This is a genomic window from Bradyrhizobium sp. 179, assembly GCF_023073535.1.
Taxonomy (GTDB): Bacteria; Pseudomonadota; Alphaproteobacteria; order Rhizobiales; family Xanthobacteraceae; genus Bradyrhizobium.
In genome coordinates, this window is sequence record NZ_JADPJR010000022.1 from 11,044 (window position 1) to 30,740 (window position 19,697).

The 19,697-nt window shown below is 63.0% G+C and carries 1 protein-coding gene; it reads right to left on the reverse strand.

The genetic code is table 11. From position 1 onward, the window contains the following. Window positions 1-57: 57 nt before the first annotated feature. On the reverse strand, window positions 58-19,683 hold the full coding sequence (locus IVB12_RS03980; protein WP_247295858.1) for a choice-of-anchor tandem repeat GloVer-containing protein: 19,626 nt from the start codon (window positions 19,681-19,683) through the stop codon (window positions 58-60). Between the last annotated feature and the right edge of the window lie 14 nt (window positions 19,684-19,697).

The window sequence follows — 19,697 nt, forward strand, 5'->3', positions numbered from 1 at the left end:
CGTTGATCACCGGGAGGAAACGACATCTCGTCGCGATCTGTCAGGATGTGCATTCCCTCAGGAGTGCCACGCCGCTCCTATTGAGCTTTGCAGGTTGGTATCGCTCGGCAAGGTGCTGATGCTCGGCGACGACGGATCGAAACCGGGATGTCCGGCCGAATAGGTCGCCATGGCTTGCACGAGCTGTGACACTTGGCTATCGAGCTTCAATCCGCCCGCGACGATCTCCTGAAGCTGGTTGGCGCTACCGGCGAACCAGTTGTTCACCGTGACATCGGTGCTGGAGCCCAGAACGTCGATCTGCAGGTTGTTGCCAGATTGCAGGAACCAGAGGTTTTGGTCGGTGAGGCCTCCGGTGAAATCGAGATCGTTTTCGGTGCCTACGCTCTGCGCCGCGGTAATGGCGACGTGACCGCTGCCCGTCGTCGCAAGGTACGTGTTGTTGGTGTTGCCGTAACTGTCCGCCACGCTGGCGAGAATCGCGTTGTTGGCCTGGCTCGGCAGTGTCACCGTGCCGGAGAACGAGCCGTTCGACTGCACTGTGGCCGTGCCGACCGACACGCCATTGTCCGTCCATATCACCGTCCGCCCCGCAACCGCGGCGGCGCCGCCCGAGACGACGTTGCCGGACGCGGTCTGCGCCGAGGTGTTACCAGGCACCGGCGGGGTGCCGATCACTAGGCTGGGCGCGATGGTGTCCAGCGTGTCGACGACAGCAGCGCTCGCGCCGGCCACGCCTAGGCTGTCCGTCACGCTTGCAACGATCGCGTTGGATCCCTGGTTCGCCAGTGTGATGGCGACGCTGAACGACCCATTCGACTGCACGGTGCCAGTACCAACCACCGTGCCGTTGTCCATCAGCGTCACGGTCTGGCCGGCCACCATCGCATCGACCGACGTCACCGTGCCGGTGATGGTCTGGGCCCCTGTCTTGCCCGCCACGGCGGCGCTGGTGATCGTGACCGTCGGAGGCGCCGGAGGCGTTGAATTGATCACCGTCGTGGTGGAGTCGAGGGTCGGGATCGGCGTTGCAGGGGTCGCCACAAGTTCGAAGACCTCGCCATCACTGTTAGCGCCTCCGTTGTAGGTCGTGCCGAACAGGTCGCCAGCCGAGTCTATGAAGAGGCCGGCTTCGGGGCTGCTACCATTGGCGTTGGTGAACGAGCTCAGCACGGTCAGGGCACTGCTGTAGCCGCTACCGCTCTTGGCAATCTCAAACAGCGTGCCGTAACCGCCTGCCCCGCCGCTCGAGGTGGATCCAAACAGATCGCCGGCGGCGTCCATCACCAAGCCGCCGATCGGGCTTGTACCGTTCGTGCCGTTGAAGCTCGCCAACACGATCGGCGCGCTGCTGTAGCTGCCACCGTTATTGACGATTTCGAAGACCGTGCCATCGTTGTTGGCCCCGCCCTGGCTTGTCGTTCCGAACAGGTTGCCAGACGCGTCCATGATCAAGTTGCTGTAAGGACCGTTGCCATTGCTTCCGCTGAACGAGACCAGAACCGTCGGCGTGCTGCTGTAGGTGCTGCCCGTTTTGGCGATTTCAAAGACTTCGCCGTCGCCATTCGCTCCGCCCATTGTCGTTGTGCCAAACAAATTGCCGGCGGAATCCATGACTAGGCCATTATTAGGCTGCCAGCCATTGGTACCATTGAAGGACGCCAACGAAATTGGCGTGCCGCTGTAGCTGCTGCCGCTCTTGGCGATTTCGAAAACATTGCCCTTTCCGTTGGCGCCGCCGTCGAACGTCGTCCCGAACAGATTGCCCGCGGCATCCACGATCAGGTTGCCTCGCGGGTTCTGCCCGTTGGCACCGTTGAAGGTGGCGATAAATGACGGCCCGCCGTAGGTGCTGCCGTTCTTGAAGAGTTCATAGACGATGCCGTCACCATTGGCGCCGCCCTGAAACGCGGTCCCAAAGAGATTGCCCGCCGCATCCATGACCAGACCGCCCTCGGCATAGGAGCCCCACGAACTGGTGAACGAGCCCATCACGGTGGGCGTGCTGCTATAGGTGCTCCCGCTCTTGGCGAGCTCAAATACCTCGCCGACGCCGTATGCTCCGCCGTTTTGCGTCGTGCCGAACAGATTGCCCGAGGCATCCATGATCACGCCCGCATAAGGATGCAACCCGTTGGTATTGTTGAACGACGTCAGCACCGCCGGTGTGCTGGCATAGGTCAATGGGGTCAGATAGGCGCTGCTGCCATCCGACAGCTTGAACGTGGTTGTCCCGCTGGTGTTCGGCGCGCCTGCGGTGGGGGTGAAGACGAGCGCATCCAGCTCGCTCGTGATCACGGAGGCCGTACCTGACAAGGTGTAAGTCGTGCCCGAACCGCTCAGTCCCGTGCCCGACAGCGCTCCCCCTGCTCCACTCAAAGTAATGGCCAGCGTATCGGTCGCCCCGGAATTCGCATCGCCGATGGTCACGCCGGTAAACGGGTTGACCGGCGCCTGCGACGTGGTGGTCTGCCCGGCATGAGTGCCGGTGATGGTCGGCGCGACACGAAGCGTGTCCACGATCGCCGCACTGTTGCCGGTAATGCCGAGGCTGTCCGTGACGCTGGCAACGATCGAATTCGCGCCCACATTCGGCAGTGTTACGTTGATGCTGAAGGTCCCGTTGGACTGGACCGTTCCCGAACCGAGCACCGTCCCGTTATCGGTCAGGGTGACGGTTTGACCGGCGACAACCGCGTCAGTGGTGACGGTGCCCGTGATCGTCTGAGCCGCCGTGTTGACGCCTCCCGCGGTGCTGGTGATGGTGACCGTCGGCGGCACGGGAGGAATTGTGTTGGTCACCGTCGTGGTGCTGTCGACCGTCGGGATGAATGTTGCCTGAGTGCCCGCAAGCTCAATGACGGCACCACCACCACCGCCAGCACCGCCGCTCGAGGCCGTGCCGATGAGGTCGCCCGCCGCATCGAGGGACAGGTTGCCGTCCGGATAGCCGCCGCCCGCATAGGTCAAGGACGACAGAACAGTCAGTGCGCCGTAGCTGCCGCCGTTGTTGGCGATTTCGAACAGGGTGCCGTAATTGTTGGCGCCTCCGCCGGATGCTGCCCCGAAAAGATTACCTGCCGCATCGATGATCAGGCCGTTCTGCGGGTTTGCACCATTCGTGCCGTTGAACGAGGCGAGTACCGTCGGCGCGCCGTAGCTGCTGCCGCTCTTGACCAGTTCGAACACGGTCCCTTTGTTATTGGCTCCGCCGTTCAATGTCGTTCCGAAAAGATCACCGACCGCATCCGCCACCAAATTGCCATGGGGATTCGCGCCGTTCGTGCCGCTGAACGACGCCAGGATGGTCGGCGTGCTGCTATAGCTGCCACCGCTCTTGACGATTTCAAACACTACGCCGTCGTTGTTCGCTCCCCCGCTTGACGTCGTTCCGAACAGGTTTCCGGCAGCGTCCGTCAGCAGGCTATCGACGGGTCCCGCACCATTGGTGCCGTTGAATGTGACCAGTACGGTGGGCGTGCTGCTATAAGAGCTTCCATTCTTGACGATCTCGAAAATTGTGCCATCGCTGTTGGTACCCCCGCTCGACGTAGTTCCGATGAGATTGCCCGCAGCATCCATGATCAGGCTGCCGACGGGGTAAATGCCGGTGGTACTGCTTAATGTGGCGATCGTGGTCGGCGAGCTGCTATAGCTGCTACCGCTCTTGACGATTTCAAAAACAGTGCCGTCGCGGTTTGCTCCACCCCCTTCCGTGGTTCCGAACAGGTTGCCAGCGGCATCCATGATGAGGCCACCGTACGGGGCTTGGCCGTTGGTGTTGTTGAACGAGACCAGAACCGATGGTGTGCTGCTATAGCTGCTTCCGGTTTTGACGATCTCGAATACTTCGCCGCCGTTGTTTGCTCCGCCACTTGGCGTCGTCCCGAACAGGTTGCCGGCAGCGTCCATGATCAGGCCGGCGATCGGGTCATTGCCATTGCTGCCGGCGTTGAACGATGCCAGGAGCGTCGTCGCGGCGGCGTAGGTTGCGGCGGTGGTGTAGCCCGAACTGCCGTCCGACAGCTTGACGGTGGTCCTCCCGCTGCTGTTCGGCGCGCCAGATGCGGGGGTGAAGACGAGCGCGTCCAGCTCGCTGGTGATCACGGACGCTGTGCCGGACAAGGTATACGTCGTGCCCGAGCCGCTCAGGCCGGTGCCCGACAACGTGCCCCCTGCTCCGCTCAACGTAATCGTCAGCGTGTCGATCGCACCGACATTGAGATCGCCGACGGTCACCCCGGTAAACGGATTGACTGGCGCCTGCGAGGTGGTGGTCTGTCCGCCATGGGTGCCGGCGATGGTCGGAGCGACGCTGCCCAGCGTGTCGACCACCGCCGCGCTTATGCCGGTGTTGCCATAGCTGTCCGTCACTGTGGCGACGATGGAGTTCGAATTCTGGTTCGGCAGCCTCACATTGGCGCTGAAGGTCCCGTCGGCCTGGACCGTCGCGGTCGCCAGGGCCACGCCGTTGTCGGTCAGGGTCACGGTCTGGCCGACAATGGCCGCCGTGCCGCCGGAAACGACGGTGCCGGTGATGGTCTGCGCAGCCGTCTTGCTTGCCTCAGCGGCGCTCGTGATCGTCACCGTCGGGGCCACGTTGTCCAGCGTGTCGACGACCGCCGCGCTGGTGCCGGTGTTCCCGAGACTGTCGGTGACCACCGCAATGATGGAGTTGCTGCCCTGGTTCGGCAGAGTCACATTGGCGCTGAAGGACCCGTTCGACTGCACGATTGCAGTGGCCAAAGTCGTGCCGTTGTCCACCAGAGTCACGGTCTGGCCGGCGACCACCGCGACGCCGTTCGAGACCACCGTGCCCGTGATGGGCTGCGCCGCGACCTTGGTCGGTCCGGCTGCACTGGTGATCGTCACCGTCGGGGACATATTGTCCAACGTATCGACCACGGCAGCGCTGTTGCCTGTGTTGCCGTAGCTGTCCGTCACTATCGTGACGATGGAATTCGAGCCCTGGTTCGGCAGCGTGACATTGGCGCTGAAGCTGCCGTTTGCCTGCACCGTCGCCGTGCCAAGCGCCACGCCGTTGTCCGTCAGGGTCACGGTCTGACCGACCACCGCAGCGGCTCCGCCCGAGACAACCGTGCCGGTGATGGTCTGAGCCGCGGCGTTACTCGTCTCCGCCGGGCTGGTGATCGTGACCGTCGGCGCGATGGTGTCGAGCGTATCAACCACAGCGGCGCTGCCGCCGGTGTTGCCATAGCTGTCGGTGACCGTCGCCACGATCGAATTGCTGCCCTGGTTCGGCAGCGTCACGCTGGCACTGAAGCTGCCGTTCGCCTGCACCGTCGCCGTGCCGAATGTCACGCCGTTGTCCGTCAAGGTTACGGTCTGGCCAACGACCGCTGCCGCGCCGCCCGAAACGACAGTGCCGGTGATGGCCTGGGCCGCAACATTGCCGGCCGCCGTCTCGCTGGTGATCACCACGGTGGGCGCGACGTTGTCCAGCGTGTCGGCCACAGCCGCGCTGCTGCCGGTGTTGCCATAACTATCCGCAACCGTGGCGACGATGGAATTGCTACCCTGGTTCGCCAGCGTGACATTGGCACTGAACGTGCCGTTCGACTGCACGGTCGCTGTGCCGACCGTCACGCCGTTGTCGGTCAAGGTCACGGTCTGGCCGACGACGGCGGCCGCGCCGCCCGACGTGACTGTGCCGGTGATGGTCTGAGCCGCGATGTTGCCGGCTTCCGCGGCGCTCGTGATCGTCACCGTCGGGGCAACGGTATCCAGCGTATCCACGACGGCCGAGCTCGTACCGGTGAGGCCAAGACTGTCGGTCACGCTGGCAACGATGGAGTTGCTGCCCTGGTTCGGCAGCGTCACGCTGACGCTGAAGTTGCCGTTCGACTGCACCTTCCCGGTTCCGAGCAATATGCCATTGTCGGTCAGGGTGACCGTCTGTCCGGCGACCACCGCATCCGGCGACGTCACGGTTCCGGTGACGGTCTGGGCCGCAATTCTGCCCGCGACAGTCGAGCTCGTGATGGTGACCTTCGGCGGGAGAGCCGGATCATTGTCGGTCACCGTCGTGGCGGTGTTGGTCGTGACGACCGGGTTTGCGAGCGTAAAGATGACACCATCACCGCTGGCGCCGCCCGTTTGCGTCATTCCAAACATATTGCCGTAGGCGTCGATGATCAGGCTGCCCGTCGGGTCAGTGCCGTTCGTCCCATTGAACGAGGTGAGCGTGATCGGTGTGCTGCTGTAACCGCCGGATGTCTTGGCGATCTCAAACAGGGTGCCATCGCCGTTAGCGCCACCTCCTCCTGTCGCGCCAAACAGATTCCCGGCCGAGTCCATCACCAGGTTGCCGCTCGGGCCAAAACCGTCGCTGAAGTATGCCAGCGTTGTCAGCGTAGTGCTGTAATTACTGCCGTTCTTGGCGAGCTCGACCACCGCACCACCGCCACCGTCGGCACTCGTGGCCGTCATTCCAAACAGATCACCAGCCGCATCCATGATCAGGCCGGTGGAGAAGGCTCCGAGGCCGTTCGTGCCGGCGAACGAATACAGCGTCGTGATCGTCCCGCTGAATTTAGCGAGCTCGAAGATGGTGCCGACGCCATTGGCTCCGCCGGTCGCTGTCGTGCCGAACAGGTTGCCGGCCGAATCCATCACCAGCCCGCCAGCCGACGGCTCGTTGCCGTTGGTCCCGGTGAACGAGGCCAGCACGATCGGCCCGCTGTAGCTGTTGCCGCTCTTGGCGATCTCGAAAATGGTCCCCTTGTTGCTGGCGCCACCGGCCGCGGTCTCGCCATACAGATTGCCCGACGCATCCGCGATGAGCTTGCCTTCCGGCCCGTTTCCGTTGCTTCCGCTGAACGAAGCCACGGTCGTTGGAGTATAGCTGCTGCCTGACTTGACCAGTTCAAACACGGAGCCATCGCCGCCGGCCACGGTACCGAAGAGATTTCCGGCACCGTCCATGGTCAATGTGCTCGCCGGATCGGACGCACCAGAGGCGAAAGTATAGAGGTTCGACAGAGTGTAGCTGCTGCCGGACTTCACGAGTTCGAAGACATTGCCTGTGCCGCTGCCGCCACCGCGCGTCGTCGTCCCGAACAGATCTCCCGCGGAATCCTCGATCAGGCCGCCAAGCGGCTGCTGGCCATTAGCGCCGCTGAATGAGGCCAGCACCGTTGGAGCGGAGACCCGGACGGTGTCCGACAGCGCAAAGGACGTCGAGCTAGTCGTGTTGGGCTGGCCCGCGGTGGGCGTGAAGACAAGCGCCTGCAGTTCGCTGGAAATTGTGGCAGCCGTTCCCGACAGGGTGTAGGTGCTGCCTCCCCCGCTCAGGCCCGTCCCGGACAGCGTGCCACCGGCCCCGCTCAGCGTGATGGTCAGCGTTTCGGTGGTTCCGATGTTCGGGTCGGCGATGGTCACGCCGGAGAACGGGTTGATCGGCGCATCCGAAGTCGTGAGCTGGCCCGCCGCCGTGCCCGTGATCGCGGCCTGAGCAAGGGCGAGCGTATCCACCACCGCCCCGCTGCTGCCCACATTGCCATAGCTGTCTGTCAGCGTCGCGACGATCGCATTCGTACCGTAGTTCGGGAGCGTCACATTGGCACTGAAGCTGCCATTCGCCTGCACCGTCGCCGAGCCGATCGCGACGCCGTTGTCCGTCAGCGTGACGGTGCGGCCGACCACTGTTGCCACACCACCGGAGACGACCGTGCCAGTGATGGTCTGTGTCGGGTTGTTGCTCTGTTCGGCCGCGCTGGTGAGCGTCACCGTGGGCGGAATGTTGTCGAGCAGATCGACCACGGGGGCGCTGGTGCCGATATTGCTATAGGTGTCGGCAACCGTGGCGACGATGGAATTCGTGCCCTGGTTTGGCAGCGTTACGCTCGCGCTGAAGGTGCCGTTCGACTGCACCGTCGCGGTCGCCAGCAACACGCCATTGTCGGTCAGGGTCACAGTCTGGCCGACCACTGCGGCCGTGCCGCCCGAGACGACTGTCCCGGTGATGGTCTGGTTCGGGAACCGGCTGCCTTCTGCGGCGCTGGTGATCGTCACCGTCGGGGGAATGTTGTCGAGCAGATCCACCACAGCCGCACTGGTGCCGGTGTTGCCATAGCTGTCGGTGACCTGGGCGACGATCGAATTCGTGCCCTGGTTCGGGAGCGTCGCGGTCAGGCTGAAGCTGCCGTCTGATTGAACCGTGGTGGTACCGAGCGTCACGCCGTTATCGGTCACGGTCACGGTCTGGCCGACGATCGCGGCCGCACCTCCGGACGCAACGGTGCCGGTGATGGTTTGCGCGGCGATGTTGCTTGCCTCCGCCGCGCTCGTCATCGTCACTGTCGGCGCAATGTCGTCCAGCGTATAAACGACAGCCGTGCTGGCACCGACGTTGCCGTAGCTGTCCGTGACCGTCGCGACGATCGTGTTCGTGCCTTCATTGGGCAACGCCACGCTTGTGCTGAAACTTCCGTTCGACTGCACCGTCGCAGTGGCGACGGTCACCCCGTTGTCCGTCAAGATCACGGTCTGGCCCGCGACCGCAGCGACGCCACCCGAGACGACGGTGCCTGCAATGGTCTGCGTTGCGTGCCTGGTGGCCCCGCCCGCGCTGGTGATCGTGACCGTCGGGGCGATGTTGTCGAGCGTGTCTACGACGGCAGCGCTCGTGCCGGTGAAACCAAGGCTGTCGGTCACGCTGGCGACGATCGAATTGCTGCCCTGGTTCGGCAAAGTCACACTCACACTGAAGGAGCCGTTCGACTGGACAGTTCCCACGTCAAGGACCGTACCATTGTCCGTCAGGGTCACAGTGCGGCCGACCACGGTCGCGTCGGCGGACGACACAGTTCCAGTGATGGTCTGCGTTGCGGTCCTGCTCGCCTCCGCCGCGCTCGTAATCGTGACAACCGGTGGCGCCGGCGGATCGGTGTTGGTCACCGTCGTCGTGACATCGGTCGTCGTGATCGCTTGCGGCGGCCGGGCCGGAATCTTGAAGATAACGCCGGCTCCGTTGGCGCCGCCCACCTCCGTCATCCCGATCAGATTGCCATCGGAGTCGAGGAGCAGATCGCCCGTCGGAATTGCGCCATTGGCGTTGTCAAACGAGGCGAGAGTGACCAGCGTATTGCTGTACCCGCTGGCGGTCTTGACGATTTCAAACACGGTGCCATCACCGTCGGCACCACCAGCTCTTGTTGCACCGAACAGATTCCCGGCAGAATCCATCACAAGGTTTCCGCTTGGGCCATCGCCGTCAGTGAAATAGGCGAGCGTAGCCAACACATTGCTGTAACCGTTCGTGGTCTTGGCGAGTTCGACCACCGCGCCGCCGCCACCGTTGGCCGATTGGGCGGTCATTCCGAACAGGTCGCCGGCCGAATCGATGATCAGACTGCTGAACGAGACCCCCAGACCGTTGGTTCCGGCGAATGAGTACAACGCCGTGGCGAACCCGTTGCCTTTGGCGACCTCGAAAATGGTTCCCTGGCCATTCGCTCCGCCGCTCACGGTCGTTCCAAACAAATCGCCGGCCGAATCCATCACCAGTCCGCCAGCCGACGGCTCGTTGCCATTGGTGCCATCGAACGAGGCGAGCAGCAGCGGGCCGTAATAGGTGTTGCCGCTTTTGCCGATTTCGAAGATGGCGCCCTTGTTGTTGGCTCCTCCGGACGCGGTCACGCCGTACAGATTTCCCAACGCATCCGCGATCAGCTTGCCTTCCGGATTTTTCCCGTCCGTTCCACCGAACGTAACAATGGTCGACGCCGTGAAGCTACCGCCGGACCTGACGAGCTCGATCACCGAGCCATCATTGGCAGGCCCGCCCGACACGACGGTGAATAGATTCCCCGCAGCGTCCATGGTGAGGGTACTGCTCGGGTCCGACTGGCCATTCCCGACGTTGAAGAGATCAATCGGCGTGCTCGCGTAGCCGTCTCCAACCTTGGGAAGGACAAACACGTCGCCCCTGCCGTCCCCACCGCGCGAGGTAGACCCGAACAGGTTGCCCGCAGCGTCTTGGATGAGACCGCCCATCGGCGCGAGGCTGGTGGTGCCGTCGAACGACGCCAAGACCTGCGGCGTATAACCCGTGCTGGCGTCCGACAGACGGAACGTCGTCGTGCCGCTGGTGTTGGGCTGGCCGGCGTTGGGCGTGAAGACCAGCGCCTGGAGCTCGCTGTTGATCGTCGAAATCGATCCCGACAAGGTATAAGTGTTGCCGGATCCGCTGAGACCCGCACCGGACAGCGTGCCGCCGGCACCGCTCAGCGTGATCGTGAGCACATCGGTCGCACCAGGATTTGGGTCGCTGATGGATGCGCCGCTGAACGGATGAACCGGCTGCTCCGAGGTCGTGGTCTGCCCGGCCACTGTCCCGGAAATCGTCGGCGGCACCGACTGGGTCACGATGTTGCCATCCGCGCTCGTAACCTTGGCCAGCTCGCTCGTCGCCGCACCGCTGGAATTAAGATAGCGCGTGGTCGACACGGTGCTGCCGTCGGGCCGTGCCACGATGGTCTCGATACTGTCGAACCACCCGGCGTTGGTGCTGTCCTTGTCGATCGTGGTGACGAGACCATCCGGGCTGACCGTCGTCACGATCCGCTCGATGGTCTGACCGGTGGCGTTCAGATAGACCGCGCTGGTGACGGTGCTGCCATCGATATTCTTGTGGGTGGTCGACGTGTAATCGTAGGTGCCGGAGCCACGGCTGTCCTGCTGAACCGTTTCAGTGAGGCCATCGGCACTGACGGACGTACTCCCTTGGTCGAAGACCGTGCCATTTGGCATCAGATATTCGGCGACGGTCCTGGAGCTGCCGTCGAGCGCAATCGTCGTGACCTCGTTGTAGTCCAAATAGGACTGGCCCGGGGTCTGCTTGTTGACAGTTTTCGTCCGCCCGTCCGCGCTCGTGCTGAGGATGGCTTTCTGATACGGATTGCCGCTGCTATCCAGATCCGTGACGGTCTCGGTGATGCTGCCGTCGAGGTTCTTGACGATGATATCGGTGCGCGAGCGGTCAACCTTGCCGCTGCCGATGAAATCCCATTGCGTGGTCCTGGTCAGTCCGTCGGCGCTGGTCGTGGTGATCGACTGATCCTCGACGGCCCCCAGTCGTCCAAGATCGGTAATCGTGTCGACCTGACTGCCGTCGATGGCCGTCACCGTCGTCTGGACCTGATCCGTGGAGCCGTCACCATCGGCATCGCGCGTCGCTGTCGCGGTTCGGCCATCAGCGCTGATCGTCGTGACCGAGCGATCCATCAGCATGCCGTTCGCGTCGACATCGGAAACAGTCTCGACGCTGCTGCCGTCCGCGTTATGCACCGTGATCGTCGTCTTGGTTCGATCGACGACGCCGTCACCATTGATATCGGACGCAACCGTCACGGTCCGGCCGTCGGCGCTGGTCGTTCCCGTCGTCTTCGACATCAGCGCGCCGCCGTCAACGCGGGCAGTCGCGACCTCGACGCGGCTGCCGTCGGCATTCACCGTCGTGACGTCGGTCAGCGTCTGGTCGAACACGGCATGACCGCTGCCGTCGGTCGCCCCGGTCGTGTCCCACTCGAGCGTCTTGGACAGGCCATTGACGCTCGTCACCAGCACGCGCTCCGACGTCATCGCGCCGGACGTTCCGGTCATCACAAGCGTCTCGGTGCGGCTTCCGTCAGCGTTGATCACGACGGCGTCGCTCTGCGTGGTTGTTGCGGCGCTGGGCAGGTTCGTGGTCCAGCTCGTGCTCGTGGTGAGCCAATTGGCGCTGACCGTCTTGACGGTCTGGTCCACCAGGCTGCTGGAGGCGTTGTAGTTGCTGATCGTCTCGGTCCGGCTGCCGTCGGCATTGACGACGACGACGTCGGTCCGGGTCGTATCGAAGCTGCCACTTCCCGTCGTGTCGCGCTGGGTCGTGACCGAGAGACCGTTGGCGCTGGTCGTCTCGACCAGCTTGTCCTTCAGAGTTCCGTTCGCATTGAAATCCGACAGCGTGGAGACAGTGGAGCCGTCGGCGTTGGTGACAAGCGTACCGGTCTGGTCGTTGACACCGTCACCATTGAGGTCGCGCGTGATCGTCTTAGTTTTGCCATCCGCGCTGACGGTCGCAATTGTCTTGCGCAGCAGCATCCCGGCCGAATTGGTGTCCGTGACGGTCTCGCTGGTGCTGCCGTCCGCGTTCAGCACCGTGACGTCTGCTTCGATCATGTTGAAGCTGCCCGCCCCGGTCGCATCCTCCTCGGTCGTCTTCGACAACCCGTTGGTGCTCGTGACGACGACCGCCCTGTCCTGGAGAACGCCCGCGGCGTTCGTGTCGGTGACAGTCTCGGTCTCGCTGCCATCCGCGTTCACGACGGTTACGTCGGTGCGGATCTGATCGAAAACCGGATTCCCGCCGCCATCTAGGACCCCGGCCGTGTCTCTCCGGGTCGTGACTGACAGCCCATTGGCACTGGTCGTGATGACGGCCCGATCGAGCAGAGTACCGGCCGCGCCGTAGTCGGAGATCGTCCTGGTCTTGCTGCCGTCCGCAGCGACGGTATCGACCTCGATTTGATCGATGACGGAATCCCCATTGGTATCCCGCGAGATCGAAACCTGCTTCTCGTTGGCGCTGGTCATGGTCGTCGTCCGCGACCTGAGCGAGCCGTCGCCGGCAGTGATCGTGACCGTTTCGGTCTGGCTGCCGTCGGTATTCAAGACGGAGGCGTCCGTGCTCGTCCGGTCGAACACGGGGTTGCCGCCGCTCATGGCGCCGGTCGTATCCTGCTGGGTCGTGACCGAGAGCCCGTTCGCACTCGTCGTCGTCACCGTCTTGTCCAGCAACGTGCCGTTGGCGCTGGTGTCGGTCACCGTCTCGGTCCTGCTGCCGTCCGCGTTCAGGACCTTCAGGTCGGTGCGGGTCTGGTCGAACACCGGAGTGCCGCCACTGAGCGCGCCGATCGAATCCTGCTGCGTCGTGACCGAAAGCCCATTTGCGCTCGTCGTCGTCACCGTCTTGTCCAGAAGCGTGCCGTTGGTGCTGGTGCCCGTCACCGTTTCGGTCTTGCTGCCATCCACGTTCAGAACCGTAACATCGGTCCGGGTCCGGTCGAATACCGGGTTGCCGCCGCTCGTGGCCCCCGTCGAATCCTGCTGCGTCGTCACCGACAGCCCGTTCGCGCTCGTCGTCGTGACGGTTTCGGTCTCGAGTGTGCCGTTCGCGCTGGTGTCCTTCACCGTGAGCGTCGCACTGCCATCGGCATTGACGACCCGGGTTCGGACCTCTGCAAAATAGTTGTCGCCGGTCGGATCGATCTGAATCGCTGCAGTTCGGCCGTCGGCACTCAAGGTCGTGACGGTGCGGTCCAAACGCGTGCCGTCGGTGCTGGTATCAGTGACGGTCTCCGACTTGCTGCCGTCCGCGTTCAGCACCGTCACATCGGTACGGTTCCCGTCGAACACCGGAGCGCCGGCGTTCACGACGCCGGTCGCGTCCTGCCTGGTCGTGACCGAAAGCCCGTTGGCACTCGTTGTCGTGATCGTCTCGTCGACCAGCTTTCCGTTGGCGCTGGTGTCAACGACGGTCTCGGTCCTGCTGCCATCCGCGTTCAGGACCGTGACGTCGGTCCGGGTCAGGTCGAACACCGGATTGCCGGCGCTCAATGCGCCCGTCAAATCCGCCTGCGTCGTCACCGACAGACCGTTGGCGCTCGTCGTCGAGACCGTCTCGCTCTCGAGCGTGCCGTCGGCGCTGACGTCTTTCACCGTCATGGTCGTGCTGCCATCGGCATTGATGACGGCACTGCGAATCTCGCTGAAATAGCTGTCACCTGTCGCGTCGATCTGGACCGTAGTGGTCCGGCCATCGGCGCTCACGCTCGTCACCGTCCGGTCAAGCAGCGTTCCGTTGGCGCTGGTATCCGTGACCGTCTCGGCCTTGCTGCCGTCCGCGTTCAAGACCGTCACGTCGGTGCGGGTCAGGTCGAAGACCGGATTGCCCGAAATCACTGCACCGGTCACGTCTTGTTGCGTGGTGACTGAGAGCCCGTTGGCGCTCGTCGTCGTGACCGTTGTGTCCAGCATCGAGCCGTCGGCACTGGTATCCGCGACCGTCTCGGTCTTGCTGCCGTCCGCGTTCAGCACGGTCACATCGGTACGGGTCCGATCGAAGACCGGATTGCCGGCATTCGTGGCGCCGGTGACATCCTGCTGCGTCGTGACCGAGAGTCCATTCGCGCTTGTCGTTGTCACGGTCTGGTCCAGCATCGCTCCACTGGCGCTGGTGTCCGTCACCGTCCTGGTCTTGCTGCCGTCCGCATTCAGGACCGTGACGTCGGTCCGGACATGATCGAAGACAGGATTGCCGCCGCTCGCCGCCCCCGTCGCGTCGAGCTGCGTCGTGACCGAGAGCCCGTTGGCACTCGTCGTCGTCACCGTCTCAGCCTCGAGCGTCCCGTTGGCACTATATGCCTTCACCGTCTGGGCCACGCTGTCATCGGCATTGATGATCTTGGTCTGCACCTGGCTGAAATAATTATCGCCGGTCGAATCGACCTGGGTCGTGATCGTGCGGCGGTCAGCGCTCGTCATCGTAATGGTCCGGTCGAGCAGCGTCCCGTTGGCGCTGGTATCCGTGACCGTCTCGGTCTTGCTGCCGTCAGCGTTCAGCACGGTGACATCGATCCGGGTCTGGTCGAACACCGGATTGCCGGCACTGATGGCACCGTTGATATCTTGCTGGGTCGTGACCGAAAGCCCGTCGGCGCTCGTGGTCGTGACCGTTTCGTCAACCAGCGTTCCATTGGCGCTGGTGTCCTTCACCGTCTCGGTCTTGCTGCCATCCGCATTCAGGGCGGTCACATCGGTCCGGGTCTGATCGAACACCGGATTGTCGCCGCTCATCGCTCCCGTGTCATCCAGCTGTGCGGTCGTCGACAAGCCGTTAGCGCTCGTCGTCGTGACGGATTCTGACTCCAGTGTGCCGTTGGCACTGAAGTCCTTGACCGTGGACGTCACGCTGCCGTCGGCGTTCACAACCTTGGTCCGCACCTCGCTGAAATAATTGTCGCCTGTCGTGTCAATCTGGACCGTCGTGGTGCGACGATCGGAACTCGTCCTGGTCACCATCCGATCCAGTATCGTGCCGTTCGCGCTAGTATCGGTGACCGTCTCGGTCTTGCTGCCGTCCGCATTGAGCGCGGTCACGTCGGTGCGGGTGCGGTCGAACACCGGATTGCCGCCGCTCAGCGCTCCGGTCACGTCCTGCCGGGTGGTCACGGAGAGCCCATTGGCGCTCGTCGTCGTGACCGTCTCCGTTTCCAGCGTCCCGTTGCCGCTGGCATCCGTTGCCGTCTCGGTCCTGCCGCCGTCCGCATTCAACACCGTCACGTCGGTGTGGACCCGGTCGAAGACCGGATTGCCACCACTGAGCGCGCCGGTCGAATCCTGCTGGGTCGTGGCCGAGAGCCCATTGGCGCTCGTTGTCGTCACGGTCTTGTCCAGCAACGTGCCGTTGGCGCTGGTATCGGTCACCGTCTCGGTCCGGCTGCCGTTCGCGTTCAGCACCGTCACATCGGTCCGCGTCTGATCGAAGACCGGATTGCCGCCGCTCACGACCCCCGTGGTGTCCCGCTGCGTCGTGATCGAGAGCCCGTTCGCGCTCGTCGTCGTGACGGATTCCGAGTCCAGCGCGCCGTTGGCGCTGAAGTCCTTCACCGTCAACGTCACGCTGCCATCGGCATTGAGGACGCGCGTCCGGAGTTCGCTGACGTAATTGTCGTCGGTCGAATCCATTTGCGTCGTCGTGGTGCGGCGGTCGGCGCTGATCGTCAACACCGTCCGGTCCAGAATCGTGCCGTTCGTGCTGCTGTCCGTGACCGTTTCGGTCTGGCTGCCGTCCGCGTTCACAACCGTGACGTCGGTACGGTTCCGATCGAACACGGGATTGCCGCCACTGAGCGCGCCGGTCGTGTCCTGCTGGGTTGTGATCGAAAGCCCGTTCGCGCTCGTCGTCGTGACCGTTTCGCCCTCGAGCGTTCCGTTGGCGCTGGTGAGCGTCACCGTCTCGGTGCTGCTGCCGTTGGCATTCAGCACCGTCACGTCGCCGCGGGTCTGGTCGAACACCGCATTTCCGCCGCCATCGAGCGCGCCGGTGGTATCCTGCTGGACCGTGACCGAAAGGCCGCTCGCGCTGGTCGTGGTGACCGTTCGAGACTTCAGCGAGCCGTCCGCATTGTCATGACTGACTGTATCGATGCTCGAGCCCGCCGCCCCCGCGGCCACGGTCTCGATGGTGTCGTACACCCCGTCGCCGATGGTGTCGGCCTGGACGGTTCGGGTCTTGCCGTCCGCGCTCCAGGTCCGGATCGAACGATCGCGCAAGGAGGCGTCGGCATTGCGATCGGTCACCGTCTCGGTCGTGCTGCCGTCCGCGTTCTGGACCGTCACGTCGGTAGTCACGAGATCGAACACGCCGTCACCAGTCGAATCCGTCTGCGTCGTCTTCGACAGACCGTCCGCACTCAGCGTCGTGACGACCTCGTGACGCCGTGATCCGTCGGCATTCGACACGAGCTGGGTCGTGGTCGTGCTGCTGTCGGCATTGCGCACGATGGTTTCGGTCTCGATCGTGTCGATGTTGCCGACGCCGGCATTGTCGATCTGGATCGTCTTGTTCTGACCGTCGGCGCTCGTGTGTGTGACGGTCTTCCTGCGGAGTGAGCCGTCGGCATTCTCGTCCGATACCGTCTCGGTCCTGCTGCCGTCCGCGTTGACGACGATCGCATCGATCTGGACCCGGTCATTGACTCCGTCGCCGGTCGAATCGACCTGGGTTGTCTTCGCCAACCCGTCGGCGCTGGTGGTGGTGACGGTCTGGTCCCTGAGGGTTCCGTCCGGATTGTAGTCGGCGAGCGTCACGGTGAGGTCGCCTGCCGCGATCCTGGCATCGGCCTCGACCTGATCGTAGAAGCCACCGCCGGTGTGATCGCGATCGATCGTGATGGTCTTGAGGTCGGCACTCGTGGTGGTTACGGTGCGATTGAGGACGTGGCTGCCGGTCCCATCGAAATTCGTGATCGCGAGCGTGGTGCTGCCATCGGCATTGTCGACCGTTACGTCGGTTTGAATGCTGTTGATCACACCATTGCCGGCGGTGTCCCGGGAAATCGTGACGGTCTTGCCATCGGCGCTGGTAGTGCTGATGGTTTCCTTGACGAGGCTTCCGCTCGAGTTCAGCGCCTTGTTGTCGATGGTGGTGGAACCGTCGGCGTTGACCGTGGTCGTGGTCTCGACCAGATGGCCGCTGGCATCATGAGCGAAGGTGACGTCGGCCGCGGTGCCGGTGCTGCCGTCCGATCTGGTGAACGTTGTGGAGCCGGCGATCGACGAGCCGTCCGGCAAGACGATCGTCTGGTTGTTCGAGGTCAGATTGATCGCCGTGACGCCGAGCTGCGCCAGCGTCTTGAACTGCGTCGTCCCGTCGGCATTGGTGACGATCACGCCGAACTTGTTCCAGTCGGCGTCGCCGGCATCGAGCTGGCCATCGTGGTCGGTGTCGAACACGTCCAGCAGGGCCTGCATGTCCGACTTCGCAGTCGGATCCCACAGGGTGAAATTGATCTCGTCCGGCTGGTTGATGTTGCCGGTACCATTGAGGTCAATTGCCAGCACGCCGTTGCCGGCCCCCGCCCACGCGGTCGCCTCCTGCAGGCCGTCGCCGCCGAAGCTGAAATAATGGTTCGACGACCCGAGCTGGGTGATCGAAATGCCCTTGCCGGTCAGGTCGAGAACGACCGGCTCCGAGCTATCGCCCCCCCCCCAACCGCCGTCCCCGCCACCGCTATCGCCGACGCTGTAATAGCTATCGCTGAAGTAGCTATCATAAAAATAACTGTCGCTGTAAGAGCTGTCGCCGCCGTAGTTATCGCCGTAGTTACCGCTATAGTTGCTACCACTGTAGTAGACGTCGCTGCCGTGATATCCGTTGCCGTGGGACGCACTGCTGTAGGTCGGGCTGTAATGCGGGCCGATATAGTCGGCACTGCTGGGATCGGGATTGACGAAGTTGTTGTTATAATACTCGCTGTACGGCTCCAGATACGACGTGCCGCCCGGCACGTTGATATAGACCATGGGGTCGTCGTCGGAGGGGGCCTGGATGATCGGCGCAACGAGGTACGGGTCGACGCCGTTCGGGAATGCCTCCTCGGGGGTTTCGACGTGGCCATAGACCGGGGTGCCGTCCCCATAGTACCCGATTATATAGGAGCCCGTTCCGCCGTAGGGATTACCCTTCGGTGTCACCAGGAAGGGATCGACACCTCCGGGAAAACCGGTGAACGCATCAGCCGGCGGCGGCCCCTGATACGGGTTGTAGTACCACGGCGTCGAACTGCGGACGGGGATCGGCGGCGCGGGTGTGAACACGGTCTCGGCAACGGTTGTCGCCGGAGCCTCCAGCGATGGTGACGATCCTAGTGGCTGCCCCCAGGACAACAGTGCCGTCACGCCGGCGACGCCACCGGATGGAGTTCCGAGGACGCCAGCGCCGTTGCCGAGCGAACCGGTGATGTCGTTCTGCGAGTCCGAGTTCTTCTCGCCGTCAGCCCCCACGAACGTCACCTTGTTCGTCTGGTCGGGCTGCGGCGACGGTTCGCCGTGCGCAGGCGTGACGATGCTGTCAGAGATGAAGTTAAACAAGCGCACAGCGCCCTTACCGACCTCTTCCAAAGTGGTGCCAACGCCGACCGGGTCACGTGGCCCCATCACGGGCGCCCCGTCTGAGAATGTTAGAGGCTCACCGGTCTCAGGGTTGAATTGTTGCTCGAGATTGGCCTGCTTTTCAGCCGCTTGCCCGTCACCAGACTCAAGTCCAGCGGACGGAGCGATATACTGCTGAAATCCGGCTCGGAGACCATCGATGCCATTGCCTACAGTTGACACAAGGTCATTCAGACCACTGGCAAGCGCTTGATTAGACTCCATTTCTGCCTGACCGGCAGCTGTTACAGCGGTCGAGGTAAGCCTACCGAAATCACTCAGTCCATCGGACACGCCGTTCCAGATCGTGGATGTGAGATATTTCTGGCCATCAGTCTCCATGTCATACGCATCAATTTCAGCCTTGCTGGCAACCTTGACGCCATTTGAAATAACCTGGCCAGCAGCATTGAATCCTTTTGACGCCGCATCTCCGATTGAAGACGCCGCACCGTTTAGACCGAAATCGGAACTAGGGACTTCCGGAAGGCCAGGAGTAAGTCCGGGCGCGTCACTCGGCACTCTCCCCCCGATCGCAATTTGACCGGTGATATTGCCACCGACTATGCCAACTCCGGCCGTACCCTGGATTTGAAAGGTTGTTGCAGGAAGCTCTTTAACGCCATTTATCGTCTCAGCTCCGAAGCCAATCTTCGCATTGGCTCCTGCGCCGACGCCCAGAAACTCCACGGCCAGTCCCGCCATTCCTGCAGCTTGGACTGTCTCCCAGCTGTGGGTGACGGTATTGTAGTTAATGTCGAGGCCTAGACCAGCAATAAAGCCGTTGGCATTGACGATGGGCTCATTGTTCGAGTTGTATGTAACTTGGAATCCGCCCCCGAAGACGCCCAAGTAGAGCTTGGAGACATAGAATGCTTGCGAAATGCTGAGACTTTGATTGACGTTCCCAAGTGGACCGTTTCCGCCTGACTGAAACGTGATGCTACGTCCTGATGCGTCCGCCATATGTCCCTCAACCT